The following is an 18931-nucleotide window of genomic DNA, read 5'->3' on the forward strand; positions in this document are numbered from 1 at the left end:
GTTCCTCACGCATCGTTGCGGACAGGATCGAGCACATGTATCGGCCGACGCTTCGGCCCAGGTAGACGTCGCGGGCCCGGCCCAGGCGGGCCTGGCTCAGAGTGGCGCGCACACCGATGTTAGCGTCACCATTTGCGGAGTTTGCCACCCCTTGTGCAGGTGGTCAAGGTGCGCGCGCGATCCGCACGTCAGGCGCGAGAGCGCGGTGGCGAGCTCGGCCACCGCGATAATCCGGTGACGTCGGTGGTCGCCCCCGCGACAATGGCCGGCGTGGACAAGGTCGAGGTAGTGGTCGCTCATCAGGCGTGCGCGACCCTGCGCGTCGGCGACGTGTTCCTGAAGATCGACGCCGACCAGACGCGCACCGACGTCGAGGTCGAGGCGATGGCCATGGTGCCGATCCCGACCCCGGAGGTCCTCTGGCGCAAGCCGCCCGTGCTCGCGCTCGCCGCGCTCCCCGGGACCGCGCTCGGCCGCCTCGGCGAGCCGTCGCCCGCGTCGTCGGCGGCGTGGGCGGCCGCGGGTGCCGCCGTACGGAGGCTGCACGACGCACCGCTGCCGCCCTGGCCCGGCCGGAGCCTCGACGAGCTCGCGGCGGATCTCGATCGCGAGTGCGCGTGGCTCCTCACGAACGATGTGCTCCCCGCCGACCTGGTCACGCGCAACCGCGAGGTCGCCGAGGCCGCGCTCCGGCCGTGGACACCCGTGTTCACGCACGGCGACCTGCAGCTCGCCCACGTGTTCGTCGACGGTGACGAGGTCACCGGCGTGATCGACTGGTCCGAGGCGAGCCGGGGCGACGCCCTGTCCGACCTCGCCACGCTGACGCTCGGGCACGAGGAGCACCTCGGCGACGTCGTCGCCGGATACGGCACCGACATCGACCTCGACGTGATCCGCGCGTGGTGGTCGCTGCGCAGCCTGCTGGGGATCCGGTGGCTGACCGAGCACGGCTTCGACCCGTCCACGCCGGGCGCCGAGGTCGACGTGCTGCGCGCCCGCATGTAACCAGAAACGGCGTCCGACCTGCTTGAACGTCTTCCGACGACTTCCGGATCAGGCACAACCATCCCGTCGCCTGCTGCGTCTTATAGGGCATGAGACACACACATGCGAAGGCACGTTCCATCGTTCTGACCGCCGGCCTCGTCGTCGGCCTCGCGGCAGGTACGACGTCGACCGCTGTCGCCGCCCCCGCACAGGTGGCCTGCGCCGCCACCTCCGCGCACGTCCCGAGCAACGCCGCGGGTCCGTCCGACTGCGATCCGGTCGGGATCCCGATCGACCTGGGCGAGCCCACCGACGGCGCGACCGACACCTGGCAGTCCACCGAGACCAACGGCGTCGGCTACGCGATCCCCGCCGACTGGACCGGCCGCGAGATCGTGGGTGACGGCGGCAGCGGCCACGAGTGGGAGTCCCCCGAGGTCGCCGTCTCCGACGAGTTCGGCGACCTGCACTGGCGGATCCTCGTCCAGTCGCCCTTCGTCTCCCAGGAGATGCCGGACCCGAAGGAGCTGAACGAGGTCGGCTTCTACGCCTCGTACATCGACATCGAGGGCGCCTCGGAGGCCGTGCTCGTGGCCGCGCAGACGGGGCACTGGGCCGACCCGTCGGTCGAGACGATCGACTTCCAGGTCTACGTCCAGTCCGCGAGCACGGGCGTCGTCTCCCGGTTCATGGGCGAGCTGCCCGCGGGCGCGGAGGGCCAGTTCCTGCTGGACAACTTCGTTCCCACGATCGAGCCCTGACCCTGGCGAGCTGATCAGAGGCGGGTCCTGGTTCCGTTCCAGGGCCCGCCTCGTCCTGTCCGGGCCGGCGGGTCCGCCCACGCCGCGCCGCCGGCCACCCCCGGCAACGGCGCCGCGCCGGACTCACCCGGCGAGGGCCTCGACCAGACGATCGACGAACGCCGCCTGCGCGCTGACGACGACGCGCCGCGCCTCGTCGGGCACGAACCACGCGACGCGGTCGATCTCGGGGATCTCGATGCGCCTGCCCGACCGCGGCGGCCACTCGATCTCGACCGTGTTGCTCCTGGCCTGGGCCAGGTCGGGTCCGGGCTGCGGCCACTCGCGCGCCCAGGCGAGGACCAGCTTGCCCGCACGCTGGCGTACCTCGCCGAGCTCGATGTCCGGGGCCGACGGCGGCGGCAGCTCCAGCCCGAGCTCCTCGCCGGCCTCGCGCAACGCCGCGGCGTGCGGGGTCTCGCCGAGTTCGAGCTCGCCCTTGAGCACCGTCCACGATCCCGCGTCCTTACGGGCCCAGAACGGCCCGCCCATGTGACCGAGCAGTACCTCGAACCCACCGTCAGACAGTCGCCGGTAGGGCAGGAGGCCCGCACTCGTCTTCACCATGGGTCTCAGTGTCCCTCCCTGCGACGATAGGCACATGCCCGCACCCGTCCGCCCCGGTCTTGCGGTCAGCCCTGCGCTGACGATCCCCCGGGCCGAGCTCACCGAGCGGTTCTCCCGCTCCTCCGGCCCTGGGGGCCAGGGCGTGAACACGACGGACTCGCGCGTCGAGCTGACCTGGGACGTCGGCCGGTCCGCCGTCCTGAGCGACGCGCAGCGCCAGCGCATCATGGAGCGGCTCGCCGACCGCCTCGTCGGCGGCGCTGTCACCGTCGTCGCCTCGGAGCACCGGGAGCAGCGGCGCAACCGCGACGCCGCCGCCCGGCGCCTGGCAGCCCTCGTGGCCGAAGCCCTGGCCCCGCCCCCGCGCAAGCGACGGGCCACGCGCGCCACCCGCGGTTCGCACGAGCGGCGGTTGACCGCCAAGAAGCAGCAGTCCGCGACCAAGCGGCTGCGCTCGTCGAAGCCCGGGCGCGAGGACTGACGGCAACCTCGACCCGCTCATCGATGTCGAAGCCGGGGTCAGACGTGAGACGCCGGGCGACCGAGCACCCCCACCGGCTCAACGGCCTCTGCTCCCTCCTCCTGCCCCTCCTGCCGCCCCTCTCCCTCCCCCGCGAACACGACGTGCCGCTGGACCGTGTACGCGGCCAGGAACAGGGTCGCGTCGGTGACGACCTTGGCGGCGACGAGCGGGACGCCCATCGTCCCGGTGAGGGCGTCGAGCATGCCGTAGCTCGCGGCGAGCAGCAGGCCCGCGAGCGCCGCGTACTGCACGGCGGACCGCTTGACCGGGGCGCGCCGTCCGGCACGGAAGACGAGGTGGCGATTGACGAGGTAGTTGACGCTGGCCGAGACGAGGCGTGCGCCGACGACGCTCACGAGGAGCGACCCGGTGAGCGCCTGGAGGGCCAGGAGGAGCGCGGCGTCGACGGCGAACGCGGTGAGGCCGGATGCCGCGAAGGCGACCAGGGGGCCGAGCACGCTCGCGGAGTCGTGCAGGGGGCGGAAGTGGGAGGAGCTGTTGCGCTCGAGGTAGATCGTGGTGATCGGCACCTGCGCGAGGCGGTCGGGCCTGCGGGCGGCCTGCAGGAGGACGCGCTGCTCGTACTCGAACCGGTCGCCGGGTACGGCGATGAGGCGGGGCAGCAGGTTGGGGGTAAAACCGCGCAGTCCGGTCTGGGTGTCGGGGAGGCGGACGCCGGTCGCGAGCCGGAACGCCTGGGCGCTGACGGTGTTGCCCACGCGGCTGCGCAGGGGGACGTCGGGCCCGTCGAAGGAACGGACGCCGAGGACGACGTCGCCCGCTCCTGCCGTGAGCGCGTCGGCGACCTCGCGGACGTCGGCCGGGGTGTGCTGGCCGTCGGCGTCCGCGGTGACGACGGGCGTGCCGGGCCGTTCCGCGAGGGCGTGGGCGAAGGCGGTGCGCAGGGCCGCGCCCTTGCCGCGGTTGCGGTCGTGCCGCAGGACGGTGGCGCCCTGAGCCTCGGCGGCGGCGAACACGCCGGTGAAGGCGGGCCCGGAGCCGTCGTCGACGACCAGGACGTCGGTGAGGTCGCGGGCCGCGAGGCCGTCCAGGAGGGTGATCAGCCGGGCGTCGGGCCGGTAGGCGGGGACGACGACGAGGGGCACCGGGTCGGGGGTCATGGCGTTCACCCCGCCACGTAGAGGATGTCGGAGGTGGCACGTTCCCCGCCGTTGGACGGCTGGTTGACGACCTCGCCGTCGAAGTACAGCGTGGAGGATCCCCCGCCGTCGAGGTTGTACGCGGTGGTGGCGCCGAGGTCGGTCATGATCTGCGCGAGCTCGGTGAGGGTGACGCCGCGGCTGTACCCCTCCTGCCGCCCGTCGACCACCACGATCACGTAGTGGTTCTCGTCGATCACGCCGATGGCGGTGCGCGGCTGCTCGCCCTGGATGGAGTGGTTGCCGACGTTGGTGTCGACCTCGACGTCCTCGATCCCGTCGACGACCGTCCCGTCCTCGACGAGGGCGGGGCCGAAGGAGACGGTGTTCCACACGCCGTCGGCGACGAGCTCGTCCGCCGTGGTGGCGGTCTCGTCGTAGACCTCGACGTGGCCGTCCGTGTAGAACGCGAGACCCTCGCGGGCGCCCTCGTCGCGGTAGACGACGCCGTTGCGGATGACGATGCCGGTGTCCCGGAACCCGTAGTAGTCGCCGTTGACGGCGAGCACCGCGCCGACGTCGGCGGCGATGTCGCTGGTCTCGTCGGTGATGTTGGTGCCGAACTCGTCCTGGGCGAACGCGGAGCGGAGCTGGGTCGCGTCGTCGACCTGGACGTCGGCCACGTAGTAGGTGACCGTGTCGTCGCCCTCGCCCGTGCTGACCTGGCTGACGGTGACCGAGGTGTCGTCCGAGGTATACGAGTCGTCGGTGACCGTCGCGTCCGCGTCGGTGCCGTCGTCGGTCGAGGCGGCGGTTCCCTGCTCGGCCTCGTAGGCGGAGACGTCGGAGATCTCGACGTGCTCGACGAGGAACCGGTCGGCGGCCCAGGCGGCGCCGCCGGCGGCCGGCAGGAGGAGCCCGGCGGTGATCGCGAGCGCGATCCGGCGGCGGCGCCGCACGGGGCGGGTAGTTGTTCTCATGCGATCCGATGGAACAGTGTCGCCCTGGGGCGAGGCCCCGGAGCGGCTATGAGTTCTCCGAGAGCGCTGGGGGTTTGCTGTGGACCCCGGGCCGCGAGCCCCGCTGCGATTCTGCGGTGCACGGCTCCCGAGGCCGCGCGTCCGCCCGCCCAAGGGGCGCTGACACGAAACGCGAGGATTTGTGGCTTAAAACCCTCGATCCTCGAATGCATTTGTTTTTCGTCATTCGAAATGTAGATGATTTTGGCACGATATCCGAACGGCTGCGGCGACGATTGCACCCCATTTAGTCCACCTGTCACCCTGTCGACCCCACCCCTCGTCGCGCCGACGTTTCCGCAGCCCAACCGCCGCATCACCGGGCTCGCGAACGGCGCAGGGAAACCGATCATGGGGTGAAATCATTGATTGCGGCGCGCGTCATGAAACTTCCCGTGCGAACGTCGAAAACGCCGACGGAGCCTACCGGCTCCCCATTTCCCGGCAATTCGAACCAAGCCCCGGAGACTGCTATGACCTTGACCACCCCTGCTCCTTCAGCGTTCGCCACCGCGCAAATCCCTCGCTACGAGGACGCCCGGCCGGAGATCTTCGTCCCCCGCCATGAGATCTCCCCGGCCCTCCTCGCCGCCGAGGCGGACACCCTCGGCTGGGACGCCGTGAACGCGATCCGGCTCCCCCAGGTCAACGAGGCGATGGTCGCGTCCGGCGCCTCGCCGAGGACGTTCGACACCACCATCCAGCCCGGATGGTCGCTCAACGGCACGTTCGGGGCTTGGCAGCTGACCCGCGGCGGGTCCGGCGCGATCGTGTTCCTCCGGGCGCCGATCCCCACCGCGCACATGACCTTCGCCGGCACGCCCGACCTGGACCTCACCGACGCCCGGGCGACCGTCGCGATCAAGCTGCAGTACCTCCCCCAGCCGCCCGCCGGCTCGGCCACTCAGCCCACGGCAGGCGACGAGGACGGGACGGAGGAGTTCCTCGCGAGCGACACGACGGCGCGCAGCGAGGACGACCCGGCAGTCGTCATCCAGAGCGTCACCTACGGGACGGGCACGCCGCCCACGGAGCTCCAGAAGGCCCTGTTCCAGGCCGCGCTCGCCGACTGGTTCAACGACAACCTCGACGCGTTCACGTACGTCTTCTCGGTGGTCAACCTCAACTCCCGGGCGGCGAAGGAGGAGTTCCAGTGGCTCAAGCCGACGTACACGAGCTACGCCTACTTCAACGGTGCGACGGACGAGGAGAGCTACTTCGGCATCCTCAACCTCACGCTGGGCGGCTCGCCGGACGGCCTGACCAACCAGCTCCCGCCGTCGGCCATCCCGTCCGGGTGCCAGGGATCGATCCTCGTCTCGAACAACCTCTTCCTGCGCGAGATGATCATGCCGGGCCTGACCAAGACGTTCAGCAAGGCGACCGAGAGCGACTTCGTCCTCAACAGCCTGGGCACGGTGATCGAGAGCGTCAACACGATCACGCTCGACGACGTCAAGATCGGTCTCATCAACTACACGCCGGAGATGCAGACGTTCCGGCTGCAGATAGTCGGTGACGAGATCCAGATCGACACCCTGACCAAGGTCAACGTCTCGCCGGGGATCGTCGCGTTCGTCACCGACACCGAGTTCTACAAGATCGTGCTCGTCGACAAGCCCGACGGCACCCAGACCCTCGACTTCACGGAGTCCCGCCCGGCGAAGCGGAACCACTGGATGGAGACCGCGACCTGGGTCACCGTCACGGAGGCCATCGTCGCGCTCGTCGGCTCGATCGCCGCCGCGGTCGCGGGCAAGGTCATCACGACCGCCGCGATGCGGATCATCGCGGTCATCATCATCATCGTGGTCGCCGGTATCCTCGCCGCGATCCCGGCGATCATCGCGGCCGTCATGGACGGCCAGGCCGCCGACGCGCTGCCCTCGATCGGCGACCTGGTCATGGAGGCCTCCAGCGACGTCGAGTGGCCGGGGTCGACCGGGTTCAGGCTCAAGTCCGCCCAGCTCAACGGCTCGTTCCAGCTCGGCGGCGACCTCGAAGCGGTCTCGCCGGCCGGGTCCTGACGGGCTCCGCACCATGCTGACAACCCACGCCGCGACACTGCCGCGGTACGGGGAGACGCTGCCCGAGGTCTTCGTGCCTCGGGCGGCCATCTCCCCGGCGCTCCTCGCCGCGGAGGCCGACACCCTGGGCTGGGACGTGGTCCACGCCCTGCGGCTCCCCGAGGCCAACGCGACGCTCGCGGCCAGCGAGCGCTGGCCCACCGCCTTCGACTACGAGGTCCAGCCGGGCTGGCGCGTCGCCGGCACGTTCCGAGCGTGGCAGCTGGTCCGGGGCGGATCCAACTCGATCCTGTTCCTGCGCGCCCCGCTGGCCACGGCGTCGATGACCTTCCCCGGCGCGCCCGACCTGTCGTTCGCCGACGGGTGGGTCACGGTCTCGGTCAAGCTCAACTACCTCCCTCAGCCACCGTCCACGCCGACGGCGACACGGTCGACAGCGGCACGGCCGACGGCGGCACGCCGTCCGACGTCGGGCAGCGACGAAGGTGACCGCGAGTACCTGGCCGCCCGGACCAGGTCGGCCAACCCGGACGACCCGCCGGCGGTGGTCCAGGCCGTCGGCTACGGGACCGGGACGCCGACGGAGCTGCAGAAGGCGACGTTCCGCGCGGCGATCGGCCGGTGGTTCAACGCGCACCTCGACCTGCTCACGTACGTCTTCTGCGCGCTGGACCTCAACTCGCGGGCCGCCGAGGGAGACTTCCAGTGGCTCCGGCCTACCTGGACCGGTTACGCCTACGCGAACGGTCCCACCGACGAGACGAGCAGCTTCGGCGTGCTCACGATGACGTCGGGGAACGATCCCGGCGGGCGGATCAACCAGCTCGCTCCCGGGGCGGTCCCGCCGGGCTGCACGGCCTCCGCCCTGATCTCCCAGGTTGCCTTCCTGCAACACCTGATGATCCCGGGACTGACCCGCGCCCTGCCGAGGACGGTAGTCACGGACTTCGTGCTCGACGCCGGGACGGTGCGCTCCACCCGGCCGGTCGACCTCGACCCGATCGATTCCGGCGGCACCACCTACGAGCCCGTCCTCGACGAGCTCCAGCTGCAGGTCGTCGGCGACGAGCTGCAGCTGAAGACCACCGTCCGCACGGAGGTGAGCCCGGGCATCACGACGTTCGTGGTCGCCACCGACTGGTTCCGCATCACGCTCGTCACGCAGCCCGACGGCGCCCAGACCCTCGACTTCACGCGGTCGCGACCGACGCAACGCCACGACTACACCGAGAAGGAGCTCTGGGTGGAGATCACGGAGGTCATCATCGGGGTGATCGGCGTGATAGCCGCGATCGTCGCGGGCATCGTGATCCCGGGGGCGGGCGCGGCGATCGTCGCCGTCCTCCTCATCGGCCTGGTCGCCGGGCTCGCCGCGGCCACCCCGTCGCTCATCGCACTGGTGGCCGGCGGTGCGGCGGCCGACGCGCTGCCCAGCATCGGCGACCTCCTCACCCAGTGCACCGTCGACATCCACTGGCCGGAGTCGTCAGGTCTGTTCCTGCTGTCCGCCGAGCTCAACGGCTCCCTGCAGCTCGGCGGCACCCTCCAGCCCGCGAGAAAGGCACTGCCATGAACCTGTACGGATGGGACACCGCGTTCGCCATCGACCTCTCGGTGGCCAACGCCGCCCTCGCCCGCAACCAGGGCTCGCTGCTCGTCGGCTTCACCATCGACGACCCCGACGGGCTCCAGGTGCGAGCCGAAGGATCGTTCGGCGGCTGGCAGATCGCCGAGGGCGGGTCGGGACAGTTCATCACGGTCCGCCTGCCCATCGTCGACGGCTGGCTCGAGCTGGGCACCCAGGGCGACTGGGTCGACCTCGCCGGCACCACGTTCGTGGCGTCCGTCGCGCTCGACCTCATCCCCTCGGCGATCCCTGACGCCGAGGACCTCCGGTTCGACGTCACCACCGCCGGGAAGGTCGGCGAACCGCCCGTGGCCGGCGCCATCACGCCGATCCGCATGGACGACCCCGACGAACGGCTCGACGAGCTCCAGGAAGCGCTCCTCCTGGCCTCGCTCGCCACCTACATCGCCCAGCACGCCGACCGCATCTCGTTCGTGTTCGCCACGGTGAACCTGGTACCCCCGCAGTCCGACAGCTGGCTCACGCCCGTCCGGTCCGCGTTCAGCTACGCCGACCGGAGCGACGGGACCGGCGGGGCCCTGGTGATCCTGAGTGTGACCAGCGACCGGTCCATCGACGACCTCCCCCGGTCGGTCGACCCCGCGCTCCTCGCCCGCGACCACCAGGCGGCCTTCGGGATCTCCCAGGCGCTCCTGCTCGAGAACGTCATCATGCCGTCGCTCCCACCGGCGTTCGGCCACGGCGCGACACCGGCGAGCTTCACCTACGACCAGCAGGCGAGGCAGATCGTCAACCTCCAGCCGCTCGGCATGAACTCGGTGCGCTGGGGCGCAATCGACTACGACCCCCAGATCGACCGCCTCCGCCTCGGCATCGACGGCTCGGACCTGCGGGCACGCTACGAGGGCTCGTGCGACCTCAAGGCCGGCATCTCGATGACGTTCTGGATCGAGCCGGTGAACCGGATCGTGTACGACGACGGGACCAAGGCGCTCGCGTTCCTCGCCGACGCCAACCCCAAGAGCGACTACGACGCCGACATCCCCTGGTACTGGTGGCTCGGCGGGCCGATCGTCCGTGCGATCGTCGGGATCGTCGTACCCGCGATCGCGAGCGGGATCGCGGACTCGCTCACGTCCTCCGTCGGATCGATGCTCTCGCCGGCACGCAACCCGCCGACGTCGATCCGCTGGCAGGACACCCAGGATCTCCAGATCGCGACGGCCTGGGTCGAGGGCGACTTCGTCATGACGGGCGACTTCGCCCGGACGTGACGGCCCGGACGACCGGTGACGGCCCTCGCCTCGATCTCGTCCGCGATCGGGTCGTCGCCGGAACGTCTCGGGCCGGAGAGATACGATCCAGCCGCCATGATCCGTACTGAACCGTCCGCGCTGGCCGCGGCCCTGCAGACCGCTCTGCCCGACGGCGCTGTGCTCACCGGCGACGCGGACGTCGAACGCTACGCCCACGACGACGCCGAGTGGGCGGACTACGCGGTGCCCGCCGCCGTCGTGCTCGCGACGAGTCTCGACGACGTCGTCACGACGGTGCGCATCGCCGGCGCGCACGACGCACCGGTGGTGCCCCGGGCGCCGGCACCGGCCTGTCGGGCGGAGCGAACGCGACAACCGGCTCCGTCGTGCTGTCCCTCGAACGCATGACCCGGGTCCTCGAGGTCAGCACGGCGGAGCGCTTCGCCGTCGTCGAGGCCGGCGTGATCAACGACGACCTGCGCAGACGCGTGGCCGAGGACGGGCTCTGGTATCCCCCGGACCCGGCGAGCCAGGCGATCTCCACGATCGGGGGCAACGTCGCGACGAACGCGGGCGGGCTCTGCTGCGTCAAGTACGGCGTCACCCGCGACTACGTGCTGGGGATGACGGTGGTGCTCGCCGACGGTTCCGTCGCCCGGCTCGGCCGGACCACCGCGAAGGGTGTCACTGGTTACGACCTGGCGGGGCTCCTCGTCGGCTCCGAGGGCACGCTGGGGATCATCGTCGACGTGACGCTGAAGCTCCGCCCGCTCGGCGGCCGCGAGGACCGGGCGATAGTGGGCTGGTTCGCGTCCCTGGCCGACGCCGGCAACGCCGTGGCCGCCGTCTCGGCCGCGGGCATCGTGCCCGCGGCGCTGGAGCTCATCGACAGCACCTGCCTGCACGCCGTCGCCGACTGGCAGGAGTGGACGCTGCCCGAGGGTGCGGCCGCGCTGCTCCTCGCCAAGGTCGACGAGCCCGGCGAGGCGGGCGAAGCCCTGGCACGGCACGTCGCCGCGCTGTTCGCGGACGCCGGTGGCGTCCACGTGGAGCGAGCCTTCGAGCCGGAGGAGGTCGATCGGCTCTTCCTCGCTCGTCGTCTCGCCTACCCCGCGCTCGAACGGCTCGGCCCCGTGCTCACGGAGGACGTCTGCGTCCCACGAGCCGCCGTGCCCCTGATGCTCACCCGCATCGAGACCATCGCCAAGGAGAACGACGCCGTGATCGCCAACATCGCGCACGCCGGTGACGGCAACCTGCACCCGCTCATCATCGCTCCGGAGGGCGACGACGACGCGAAGGCCCGCGCGAAGACGGCGTTCGACCGCATCGTCGACGAGTGCCGGGCGCTCGGTGGCACGGTCACCGGTGAGCACGGGGTCGGGCTGCTCAAGCTCGCGGGTGCGGCAGCCGAGCTCAGCCCCGTGACGCTGGCGATGCACCGGGCGATCAAGGACGCGCTGGACCCACGCGGGCTCCTCAATCCTGGGAAGGCGTTCCCCGCCCAACCCCGCTAGCCGTACTCAGACCTGTCCAGCCTGCTCCTCGGCCTCGAGGAACGAGTCCGGCGGGGCGAACTGCGCGAGCACGAGCTCGGCGCCGAACGGGTCACGGATCGTAGCCTGCTTGCTCCACTCGCCGTCCTCCGTCCCCAGCACGGTGGCGCCGGACCGCTCCGCCCTCGCGACGGACTCGTCCCGGTCGCCGACGGCGAAGGCCACCGACCAGCGGGCGGGTCCGTCACCCCGCAGGATCCCGGCCGCGACGTCGGCGAAGCCGGGAGGCACGAACTCCTGTCGCTCGTGGATGCCGGGATCCGTGGTCCTGGCCAGGTGGTCGCCGTACCCGGGGACGCGCGCCATCCCGGCGCCGAGGTCGTCGCTGCGCTCCCAGCCGAGCAGCGGGCCGTAGAACCGCAGCGCGACGTCCAGGTCCGGCGTGAACAGGTTGCTGAAGTTCCACGTGCCCGGCGCGTTGACGGCCTGAGCGCCGAGGCGCGTGCCCGCCTGCCACAGCCGGCCGGGCGCCCCCTGCGGGTCGACGATCCGCGCCATCCGGCCCGCGGGCCGCCCCGGGGGTCCGACGTCCTCCGGCGCGGAGCTCACGAAGCCGCCCAGCTCGACGACCCGTGCGGCCGCGGCGTCGACGTCGTCCACGGCGAGGTAGGTGTGCCACGCCACCTCGCCGTCGAATCCCGGGTCGGGCGTGGCGATCGCGGCGACCGACGTGGCGTCCGTGCCGTCCAGCGACGCGACGACGTAGCGCCCCGGCACGCCGGGCGGCAGCATCTCGGTGAACCTCCAGCCGAACAGGTCGCCGTAGAAGCCGAGCGCCGCGTCGACGTCCGGTGTCTCCAGGTCGATCCAGCTGGGCACGCCGTGCGGGTAGGTCCGGGGTGTGGTGGGTGTGTCAGCCATGACGTCCTCCAGGTCGGTATCGATATCCCGATCCTGCCTCCCGACACTGACATCCGCTGTGGCGGCCTGGGACGCAGGCCTCGGGGGCCCTTGTCAGGCGGCGGAGGACACGCTCGGCCATGTCGTCTCGGCCTGGTTGGACAGGACGATCCGAGAGAACGCCGCGCGAATCAGATCGCGCTCATGGACGTCGAGGCCGGCAATCAGCTCATCGATGCGCCCCGTGACTCGAGGCCGCCAGCTCGATCGCGACGTCGATGATCATGTCTTCCTGGCCTCCGACGTACCCGGCTTCGCCTACCCGCCTGAGGATCTGGTAGGCGGGCACGTCGTAGCGCTCGGCGGCGCGCTCGGCGTGCAGCAGGAAGGAGTTGTAGACGCCGTACCGGCCCTGGACGATCGAGGCGCGGTCGGCGACGGGAAGCCGGGACACCAGCGGCTTGAGCACTTCCTCGGCGGCGGCGAGCATCAGTTCCTCGTCAATGCCGGTGGGTACGCCGAGCGCGCCGAGGACGGAGACCAGCACCTCGCTCGGGGTGTTGCCGGCTCCCGCGCCGAGCGCGCAGAGCGTGCCGTCGATCTGTCGGGCTCCGGCCTCGTACGCGGCGATGGAGTTGGCGATGCCGAGCGAGAGGTTCTGGTGTCCGTGGAATCCGACCTGTGCGTCGTCGCCGAGCTCTTGCACCAGGGCGGTGACTCGCTCTGCCGCGGTGGTCGGCAGGAGGGCGCCTGCTGAGTCGAAGCGCTGCGCCGGCCTGCTGGAGGGTGAGACCGAGCTCGCGTTCCGCGGCGAGAAGACGGTCGGCCAGCCCCGACGGCGTTGCCCGGCTCAGCCATCCCGCGCGGCCGTGGCCATTCCGTTGGCTGACCAATATAATCGGCCACAAGATGGCTCGCCGACTGGACCGCCAGGGACGCGCCCCCGTCCACCAGGAGGATCAACTCTCATGCCGAGCAAGCCCGACGCAGCACCGGAGAGTGCAGGCGCAGTACCTACCGTCGCCGACGCCCCGGTGAGCGAGGCTCTCTTCCGCGCCGCCCGCGTGCACCGGATCATGGCCGGCAGCCTGCTGCACGACACCGGCCTCTACCCGGGCCAGGAGCTGCTGATGATGCAGCTGTGGGAACGCGGCGAGCAGCGCCAGGCAGACCTGATCAAGACGCTCGGCCTGGACCCGTCGACCGTCACCAAGATGCTCCAGCGCCTGGAACAGTCCGGATTCGTCACCCGTAGGCCCTCTCCGGACGACCGCCGAGCCGTCGTCGTGGGTACCACCCGCGCGGGCCAGGCCCTGCGCGACCAGGTCAGGCAGGCATGGCGCGCCCTGGAGGGGGTGACTGCGGCCGGCTTCACCGAGGCGGAGTACCGCCAGGCCATGCGCGTCCTGACCCGGATCGAGGCAAACCTCACGACCCCGCCGTCCGGGACCGTCGGCGACGTCACGCACACCTCCGCGGACTGATACCCGGCGGGTGGGAATAGATCCAGGGCGGCCGACGCTGACGAGTTATGATTGGTCGACCAAGTAATTGCTGGGGATCATCGACTGATCAGGACCACACCCAGCAGCACCCCCTGGAAGGCATCTCATGACCGCACAGACCGCTCAGTTCACCGCCGACAACACCGCCATCCTCCTGATCGACCACCAGGTCGGCACCATGGGCTGGGTCGGCTCCATCTCCTTCGACGAGATGAAGGCCAACGCCCTGGCCCTCGCCAAGGCCGCCAAGGCCCTCGACATCCCCCTCGTCCTGACCTCCTCCATGGAGGAGTACGCCCAGGGCCCCCTCCTCGCGGAGCTCGCCGAGATCGCGCCCGACGAGTTCGCCGCGCGCGTCCAGCGCCAGGGCGTGGTCAACGCCTTCGACGACGAGAACTTCGCTGCCGCCGTCAAGGCCACCGGCCGTAGCCACCTCATCATCGCGGGTGTGACCAACGACGTCTGCACCGTCTTCCCCACCCTCACCGCCCTCGAGGCCGGGTACCCCGTCCAGGTCGTCGCCGACGCCGGCGGCTCCCCCGCCAAGATCGCCGACGAGATCGCCATCCGGCGCATGGACAAGGCCGGCGCCGTCATCACCTCCACCAACCAGCTCCTCGCAGAGCTCGCCGAGAACTGGACCACCGAGAAGGGCAGCAAGATGATCGGCATCGTCATGGAGCTCCTCCCCCAGAACTGACCCAGCGACCACGAGACGGGGTGTGGGGTGAGCACCGCCCACCCCACACCCCGCCTCGCGTCACCCCAGCACTCATCTCGCCCAGGAGGGCTCCATGCAGTTCGGCATCTTCAGCATCGGTGACGTCACGGCCGACCCCGCCACGGGGCGGACCCGCAGCGAGCACGAGCGGCTCAAGTCGATGGTCGCGGCGGCGGTCAAGGCCGAGGAGGTCGGCTTCGACGTCTTCGCGACCGGCGAGCACCACAACCCCCCGTTCGTCTCCTCCTCACCGACCACCCTGCTCAGCCACGTCGCCGCCCGCACCGACCGGATCATCCTGTCGACGTCGACCACGCTGATCACCACCAACGACCCGGTGAAGGTCGCCGAGGACTACGCGGTGCTCCAGCATCTCGCCGACGGGCGCGTGGACCTGATGATGGGCCGCGGGAACACCGGCCCGGTCTATCCCTGGTTCGGCAAGGACGTCCGCCAGGGCATCCCGCTGGCCATCGAGAACTACGCCCTGCTGCACCAGCTGTGGCGCGACGACGTCGTCGACTGGGAGGGCCGTTTCCGCACGCCACTCCAGGGGTTCACCTCGACGCCGCGTCCCCTGGACGGTGTCCCGCCCTTCGTGTGGCACGGCTCCGTACGCAGCCCGGAGATCGCCGAGCAGGCCGCGTACTACGGCGACGGCTTCTTCGTGAACAACCTCTTCGGGCCCATGAGCCATTTCACGAAGCTGATCAACCTCTACCGCGAGCGCTACGCCCACTACGGCCACGGCACCCCCGAGCAGGCGATCGTAGGAGCCGGCGGCCATGTCTTCGTGCGCCGCAACTCCCAGGACGCGGTGCGCGAGTACCGCCCCTACTTCGCCGCCTCTCCCGTGTACGGCGGTGGCCCGTCGATAGAGCAGTACATGGCGCAGACCTCCCTCACCGTGGGCAGCCCGCAGGAGATCATCGACAAGACGCTGTCCTTCCGGGACCACTTCGGCGACTACCAGCGCCAGCTGTTCAACATCGACATGGCCGGCCTGCCGTTGAAGACGGTGCTCGAACAGCTCGACCTGCTCGGCGAGGAGGTCCTGCCCGCGCTGCGCAAGGAGTTCGACGCCGTGCGGCCCAGCAGTGTCGCGGAGGCCCCCACCCACGCCTCCCTGCTCGCCCGGCGCGGCGCACAGCCCGACACGCAGTCCGAGGAGGCGGGCAAGTGAGCGCGAACGCTCTCGAGCCGCTGCACCTCACGGTCGTCTCGGCCGGTCTGAGCGTCCCTTCGTCCACCCGCCTGCTGGCCGACCGCCTCACGGAGTCGGTCCGCGAGCAGCTGGCCGACGCGGGGCGGGAGGTCGAGGTCCAGGTCGTCGAACTGCGCGACCTGGCCGCCGACATCGCCAACAACCTGGTCACCGGCTTCCCCTCGCCCACCCTCGCGAAAGCGATCGATGCGGTCACCTCGGCGGACGGCCTGATCGCCGTCACCCCGGTCTTCACGGCCTCGTACAGCGGGCTCTTCAAGTCGTTCTTCGATGTCATCGACAACGACGCCCTGACGGCCAAGGCTGTGCTCGCCGCGGCGACGGGCGGCACGGCCCGCCACTCGCTCGCCCTGGAGCACGCGCTACGTCCGCTCTTCGCCTACCTGCGCGCGATCGTCGTACCTACGGCGGTGTACGCCGCCTCCGAGGACTGGGGCGGCAACGGCGACCCCCTCACCGACACGTTGCCCCGCCGGATCGCGCGCGCGGGCGGCGAGCTGGCCGAGCTGATGCGCGGGCGCACGGGGTCCGCCGCCCGACCGGCCGACGAGGCCGCCGTCGTGCCGTTCGCACAGCAGCTGGACTCGCTGCGGCCGGCGTAGAGTGCCCCGGCCACGAGCCTTTCGGCTACGTCAGCGGCTGAGCTCGATGAGCGCGAGCAGCGCCCGCCCGTAGGCGTCCGCGGGTTCCGGATCAGCAAAGACGCGAGACCGACCGAGGAGCTCGACCTCCACCTCGTAGGCGCCGTTGGTGCGACGCAGGGCGCGGAAGCTCGAGCGCAAGAGGGCGCGGAGCTGGTCCTCGCGCGGCAGCCAGAGGGCGTCCTCGATCGCCACCGAGTCCAGCGCCCACTCCGTGGTGCCGTTGAAGCCGAGGATCGTGCCCGTCGGAAACTCGTGCGCCTCGATGGTCATCGTGCTCACGGTGAAGACGTCGCTCGCGAGGTCGGGTGCGGCGATACGGAACTGGTCGCCGTCGGCCGGGTTCCAGACCAGGCCGGCGTCGTGCAGCTTCGCGGCGAGCTCGGTAGAGATCACGGACCCCATTGTCGGGCACCGGGAAGCACTCCGTCACTCACATAGCGAGCTCGACCGACACCGCGGCGGGTGGGCAGCGGGCCGAAAAAAGCCCTACGAGGTATACGGGTGATTAATCGGAACACGCTGGACAAAGCCTCCGAGCAGGGTGAACATCAATGTATGGCCGACAGCAGCGAAGCTGTGGCGGGCGCAGCTCAGTCCGCAAACGAAAATCAAGCCAGAGTCTTGGCACGCGAGACGTACCGCCACTTGCGACTCATGCTTGTGACACTGCCGGCCCTGATGTTTCTTGCGATCCTGATTCTTGCCTTCACCGGACAGGTCGAGGGCTCGATCAGCGCTTACTATCTGGGCCCGATCCGAGACATCTTCGTGGGTGCCATGGTGGGCACCGCCGTCTGCCTCATCGTCTATCGAGGCTTTCCGCCATTTGAGGACTACACCCTCAACGTCGCCGGGTTCTATGCCATCTTCGTTGCCTTTGTGCCGACCGGTCTCACGGAGACCCTCGACTCCCTCGGGCCCGAGGACCGCCAGGACGCGATAGACGCGCTTCGCATCTCCATCGGCGCTGTCATCGCGATCACCGTGGTCTTCGTGCTCCTGGAACGGCGATTTGGCCAATGGACGATCCCTGGCCTGCTGGAGCGGCAGGCAACCAAGTGGGTATTCATCGTGACGAACGTGTTCGGCGTGGCGTTTCTGGCGTTCGTCCTCATCCGCGGATTCGCGGACGACAGCTTTCAAGGCGTCCATCTGGCCGCGGCCCTGCTGCTCTTCGCGAGCCTCGCGGCAGCTGTGGCCAGCCATGCATGGCCACGGCCTTTCGGTGGACCCGGCCAAGGCATCAAGCACTACCGCACGATATTCTTCCTGATGCTCGCCGGGATCCCGATCGCCTTGGTGCTCTGGGCAATGCAGTCGGAGTACACCGTGCTCGTGCTCGAGGCCTGGGAGATCTTCCTGTTCTCGGCGTTCTGGGTCATGGAGGCGAAGCGCACCTGGCCGGCAGCCTCAACAAGCGCATAGTCGTATCCCTGACCTCCTGGTTCACCGCGGGCGCGGTACGGTCGTGTCCGAGAGCATCACGGAGGGCAGCGATGAGCACCGACACCCCGCGCCACACCGTCACCGCGACGACGCACATCGCCGAGCCGCCCGAACGGGTCTGGGCCGAGCTCATGCACCCGGGGGCACGATGGGTGCTGGGCGCCAACATCGAGACCGACTTCCGGCCGGGCAGCCCGATCACGTTCGAGGGCCACTTCTTCGGCCGCGTGTTCGCCGACAAGGGCCACGTCATCGCAGTGGAACGGCCGCGGCTGCTGCACTTCACGCACTACTCGCCGCTGAACGGCCTCGAGGACGCCCCCGAGAACTACCACGAGATCCGCATCACGCTCGAGCCCGACGACGGCGGCACGCTCGTCACCGTTGTCCAGCAGAACGTCGACACCGAGCGGCATGCGATCGACGCCGAGGGGCACTGGAAGGACGCGCTCGCCACGCTCGCACACCGCGACGACGGAACCCGCGCGTCACACCGGTGAGGCCGACGTCATAGGCTGGAACCGTGGCGTTGGCGGTGTGCCTGCTGTTCGACGGGCCGACTGAGCGGGTCCTGCGACGGCTGTGGCAGCGGCTCGAGACCGACGGCGTGCCCACGCTCGCCACGCACACGCACCGCCGGCACGTGCCGCACCTCTCCCTGGCGGTGCTGCGTTCCTGGGACCTGGACAAGGTGCGCGCCGCCATGGAGGCCCTGCCCGACGCTGGCCCGACCACTATCCGGTTCGACGCCGTCGCGGCGTTCCGGCGCGGCCGGATGAACCTGATCCCTGCCGCGACACGCGCGCTCGTGGCGCGCCAGGAGCGGGTTGCCGAGGCACTCGGCGCGACACAGGACGAGCTGCACAAGCACTACGTCCCGGGTATCTGGACACCGCACGTGACCGTGGCGCCGCGCGTGCGGCTGGAGCAGACGCCGCTGGTCCTCGAGGCGGCCTACGAGATCCTGCCGCTGACCGGCACGATGACGCGGGCCGCGCTCGTGGATGCGGGCACCGGCACGGTGCACCCGCTGGCGGTCGTCCCGTGACGGGCGGCGGCCGGGTCACGCCCGCTGAGTCAAAAGGGGTATGACGACGCCGTCGATGACGCGACGGACCAGCGAC

21 protein-coding genes and 1 pseudogene are annotated in these 18931 nt (G+C 70.3%); 15 read left to right on the top strand and 7 right to left on the bottom strand.

Annotated elements, in window-relative coordinates:
• The first annotated feature begins 168 nt into the window (after nucleotides 1-168).
• Both C8K30_RS24885 and C8K30_RS24890 read left to right on the top strand, forming a co-directional pair.
• Entirely contained in the window at nucleotides 169-1008 is an 840-nt protein-coding gene (locus C8K30_RS24885; protein ID WP_233257429.1) for a phosphotransferase family protein, read from the top strand.
• An 89-nt stretch (nucleotides 1009-1097) separates the two neighbouring features.
• A complete protein-coding gene (locus C8K30_RS24890) occupies nucleotides 1098-1751 on the top strand; it encodes a hypothetical protein (protein ID WP_108495591.1) in 654 nt (217 codons plus the stop codon).
• 123 nt (nucleotides 1752-1874) lie between these two features.
• Here the strand turns inward: C8K30_RS24890 and C8K30_RS24895 are convergent, their stop codons facing one another.
• On the bottom strand, nucleotides 1875-2357 hold the full coding sequence (locus tag C8K30_RS24895) for an NUDIX domain-containing protein (RefSeq protein WP_108495592.1): 483 nt from the start codon (nucleotides 2355-2357) through the stop codon (nucleotides 1875-1877).
• Between the two features lie 34 nt (nucleotides 2358-2391).
• On the opposite strand from C8K30_RS24895, the gene arfB reads away from it, so the two are divergent.
• Entirely contained in the window at nucleotides 2392-2838 is a 447-nt protein-coding gene (gene arfB, locus C8K30_RS24900; RefSeq protein WP_108495593.1) for an alternative ribosome rescue aminoacyl-tRNA hydrolase ArfB, read from the top strand.
• Between the two features lie 38 nt (nucleotides 2839-2876).
• On the opposite strand, the gene C8K30_RS24905 is transcribed toward arfB, so the two are convergent.
• Entirely contained in the window at nucleotides 2877-4001 is a 1125-nt protein-coding gene (locus C8K30_RS24905) for a glycosyltransferase (protein ID WP_146197590.1), read from the bottom strand.
• 5 nt (nucleotides 4002-4006) lie between these two features.
• Nucleotides 4007-4960, bottom strand: coding sequence for a phosphodiester glycosidase family protein (locus C8K30_RS24910; protein ID WP_108495595.1), 954 nt, complete (start codon nucleotides 4958-4960; stop codon nucleotides 4007-4009).
• Between the two features lie 512 nt (nucleotides 4961-5472).
• Here C8K30_RS24910 and C8K30_RS24915 point away from each other — a divergent pair.
• From C8K30_RS24915 to C8K30_RS24930, 5 genes are all read left to right on the top strand, one after another.
• Nucleotides 5473-7026, top strand: a complete 1554-nt coding sequence (locus C8K30_RS24915; protein ID WP_158281124.1) for a TULIP family P47-like protein — start codon at nucleotides 5473-5475, stop codon at nucleotides 7024-7026.
• 13 nt (nucleotides 7027-7039) lie between these two features.
• Nucleotides 7040-8599 (top strand): TULIP family P47-like protein, encoded by a 1560-nt coding sequence (locus C8K30_RS24920; protein ID WP_108495597.1) that lies wholly within the window; start codon nucleotides 7040-7042, stop codon nucleotides 8597-8599.
• Nucleotides 8596-9888 carry a TULIP family P47-like protein gene (locus C8K30_RS24925; RefSeq protein ID WP_108495598.1) on the top strand — a complete coding sequence of 431 codons (1293 nt, stop codon included), beginning with the start codon at nucleotides 8596-8598 and terminating at the stop codon, nucleotides 9886-9888. The genes C8K30_RS24920 and C8K30_RS24925 overlap by 4 nt, the downstream gene beginning before the upstream one ends.
• A gap of 96 nt (nucleotides 9889-9984) precedes the next feature.
• The gene (locus tag C8K30_RS31415; RefSeq protein WP_233257430.1) at nucleotides 9985-10278 is read left to right on the top strand and encodes a hypothetical protein; all 294 of its coding nucleotides are present in this window, start codon (nucleotides 9985-9987) and stop codon (nucleotides 10276-10278) included.
• Nucleotides 10257-11387, top strand: a complete 1131-nt coding sequence (locus C8K30_RS24930; RefSeq protein WP_233257431.1) for an FAD-binding oxidoreductase — start codon at nucleotides 10257-10259, stop codon at nucleotides 11385-11387. The genes C8K30_RS31415 and C8K30_RS24930 overlap by 22 nt, the downstream gene beginning before the upstream one ends.
• Nucleotides 11388-11393: 6 nt before the next feature.
• On the opposite strand, the gene C8K30_RS24935 is transcribed toward C8K30_RS24930, so the two are convergent.
• From C8K30_RS24935 to C8K30_RS31635, 3 genes and pseudogenes are all read right to left on the bottom strand, one after another.
• Nucleotides 11394-12287 (bottom strand): VOC family protein, encoded by an 894-nt coding sequence (locus tag C8K30_RS24935; RefSeq protein ID WP_108495599.1) that lies wholly within the window; start codon nucleotides 12285-12287, stop codon nucleotides 11394-11396.
• Nucleotides 12288-12495: 208 nt separating this feature from the next.
• Nucleotides 12496-12756, bottom strand: coding sequence for a hypothetical protein (locus tag C8K30_RS31630; RefSeq protein WP_255415787.1), 261 nt, complete (start codon nucleotides 12754-12756; stop codon nucleotides 12496-12498).
• A pseudogene (locus C8K30_RS31635) lies at nucleotides 12754-13014 on the bottom strand (4-hydroxy-2-oxovalerate aldolase); the annotation flags it as partial. The gene C8K30_RS31630 and the pseudogene C8K30_RS31635, both read right to left, overlap by 3 nt.
• Nucleotides 13015-13234: 220 nt before the next feature.
• Between C8K30_RS31635 and C8K30_RS24945 the strand changes: the two are divergent.
• The 4 genes from C8K30_RS24945 (at nucleotide 13235) to C8K30_RS24960 (ending at nucleotide 16319) form a co-directional block, all read left to right on the top strand.
• Nucleotides 13235-13750 (top strand): MarR family winged helix-turn-helix transcriptional regulator, encoded by a 516-nt coding sequence (locus tag C8K30_RS24945; protein WP_108495601.1) that lies wholly within the window; start codon nucleotides 13235-13237, stop codon nucleotides 13748-13750.
• Nucleotides 13751-13877: 127 nt separating this feature from the next.
• A complete protein-coding gene (locus C8K30_RS24950; protein WP_108495602.1) occupies nucleotides 13878-14471 on the top strand; it encodes an isochorismatase family protein in 594 nt (197 codons plus the stop codon).
• Nucleotides 14472-14565: 94 nt separating this feature from the next.
• Nucleotides 14566-15675, top strand: coding sequence for an LLM class flavin-dependent oxidoreductase (locus C8K30_RS24955; RefSeq protein WP_108495603.1), 1110 nt, complete (start codon nucleotides 14566-14568; stop codon nucleotides 15673-15675).
• Nucleotides 15672-16319 carry an FMN reductase gene (locus C8K30_RS24960; RefSeq protein WP_108495604.1) on the top strand — a complete coding sequence of 216 codons (648 nt, stop codon included), beginning with the start codon at nucleotides 15672-15674 and terminating at the stop codon, nucleotides 16317-16319. Before C8K30_RS24955 ends, C8K30_RS24960 begins: the two co-directional genes overlap by 4 nt.
• Before the next feature lie 30 nt (nucleotides 16320-16349).
• Here the strand turns inward: C8K30_RS24960 and C8K30_RS24965 are convergent, their stop codons facing one another.
• Entirely contained in the window at nucleotides 16350-16754 is a 405-nt protein-coding gene (locus C8K30_RS24965) for a pilus assembly protein CpaE (RefSeq protein WP_108495725.1), read from the bottom strand.
• A gap of 162 nt (nucleotides 16755-16916) precedes the next feature.
• On the opposite strand from C8K30_RS24965, the gene C8K30_RS24970 reads away from it, so the two are divergent.
• The 3 genes from C8K30_RS24970 to C8K30_RS24980 all read left to right on the top strand — a co-directional run bounded on the left by C8K30_RS24970 (nucleotide 16917) and on the right by C8K30_RS24980 (nucleotide 18855).
• Nucleotides 16917-17786, top strand: a complete 870-nt coding sequence (locus C8K30_RS24970) for a hypothetical protein (RefSeq protein WP_146197591.1) — start codon at nucleotides 16917-16919, stop codon at nucleotides 17784-17786.
• Between the two features lie 71 nt (nucleotides 17787-17857).
• Nucleotides 17858-18307, top strand: coding sequence for an SRPBCC domain-containing protein (locus C8K30_RS24975; RefSeq protein ID WP_108495606.1), 450 nt, complete (start codon nucleotides 17858-17860; stop codon nucleotides 18305-18307).
• Between the two features lie 23 nt (nucleotides 18308-18330).
• Nucleotides 18331-18855, top strand: a complete 525-nt coding sequence (locus C8K30_RS24980; protein WP_108495607.1) for a 2'-5' RNA ligase family protein — start codon at nucleotides 18331-18333, stop codon at nucleotides 18853-18855.
• The last annotated feature ends 76 nt before the right edge of the window (nucleotides 18856-18931 follow it).

Origin of the sequence: Promicromonospora sp. AC04 (genome assembly GCF_003058225.1) — a bacterium.
GTDB lineage: Bacteria > Actinomycetota > Actinomycetes > Actinomycetales > Cellulomonadaceae > Promicromonospora.

Coding starts and splice junctions, on each gene's coding strand:
- C8K30_RS24890 (WP_108495591.1), top strand. CDS start 1,098: ATGAGACACACACATGCGAAGGCACGTTCCATCGTTCTGACCGCCGGC.
- C8K30_RS24895 (WP_108495592.1), bottom strand. CDS start 2,357: ATGGTGAAGACGAGTGCGGGCCTCCTGCCCTACCGGCGACTGTCTGAC.
- arfB (WP_108495593.1), top strand. CDS start 2,392: ATGCCCGCACCCGTCCGCCCCGGTCTTGCGGTCAGCCCTGCGCTGACG.
- C8K30_RS24905 (WP_146197590.1), bottom strand. CDS start 4,001: ATGACCCCCGACCCGGTGCCCCTCGTCGTCGTCCCCGCCTACCGGCCC.
- C8K30_RS24910 (WP_108495595.1), bottom strand. CDS start 4,960: ATGAGAACAACTACCCGCCCCGTGCGGCGCCGCCGCCGGATCGCGCTC.
- C8K30_RS24915 (WP_158281124.1), top strand. CDS start 5,473: ATGACCTTGACCACCCCTGCTCCTTCAGCGTTCGCCACCGCGCAAATC.
- C8K30_RS24920 (WP_108495597.1), top strand. CDS start 7,040: ATGCTGACAACCCACGCCGCGACACTGCCGCGGTACGGGGAGACGCTG.
- C8K30_RS24925 (WP_108495598.1), top strand. CDS start 8,596: ATGAACCTGTACGGATGGGACACCGCGTTCGCCATCGACCTCTCGGTG.
- C8K30_RS31415 (WP_233257430.1), top strand. CDS start 9,985: ATGATCCGTACTGAACCGTCCGCGCTGGCCGCGGCCCTGCAGACCGCT.
- C8K30_RS24935 (WP_108495599.1), bottom strand. CDS start 12,287: ATGGCTGACACACCCACCACACCCCGGACCTACCCGCACGGCGTGCCC.
- C8K30_RS31630 (WP_255415787.1), bottom strand. CDS start 12,756: ATGCTCGCCGCCGCCGAGGAAGTGCTCAAGCCGCTGGTGTCCCGGCTT.
- C8K30_RS24945 (WP_108495601.1), top strand. CDS start 13,235: ATGCCGAGCAAGCCCGACGCAGCACCGGAGAGTGCAGGCGCAGTACCT.
- C8K30_RS24950 (WP_108495602.1), top strand. CDS start 13,878: ATGACCGCACAGACCGCTCAGTTCACCGCCGACAACACCGCCATCCTC.
- C8K30_RS24955 (WP_108495603.1), top strand. CDS start 14,566: ATGCAGTTCGGCATCTTCAGCATCGGTGACGTCACGGCCGACCCCGCC.
- C8K30_RS24970 (WP_146197591.1), top strand. CDS start 16,917: ATGGCCGACAGCAGCGAAGCTGTGGCGGGCGCAGCTCAGTCCGCAAAC.
- C8K30_RS24975 (WP_108495606.1), top strand. CDS start 17,858: ATGAGCACCGACACCCCGCGCCACACCGTCACCGCGACGACGCACATC.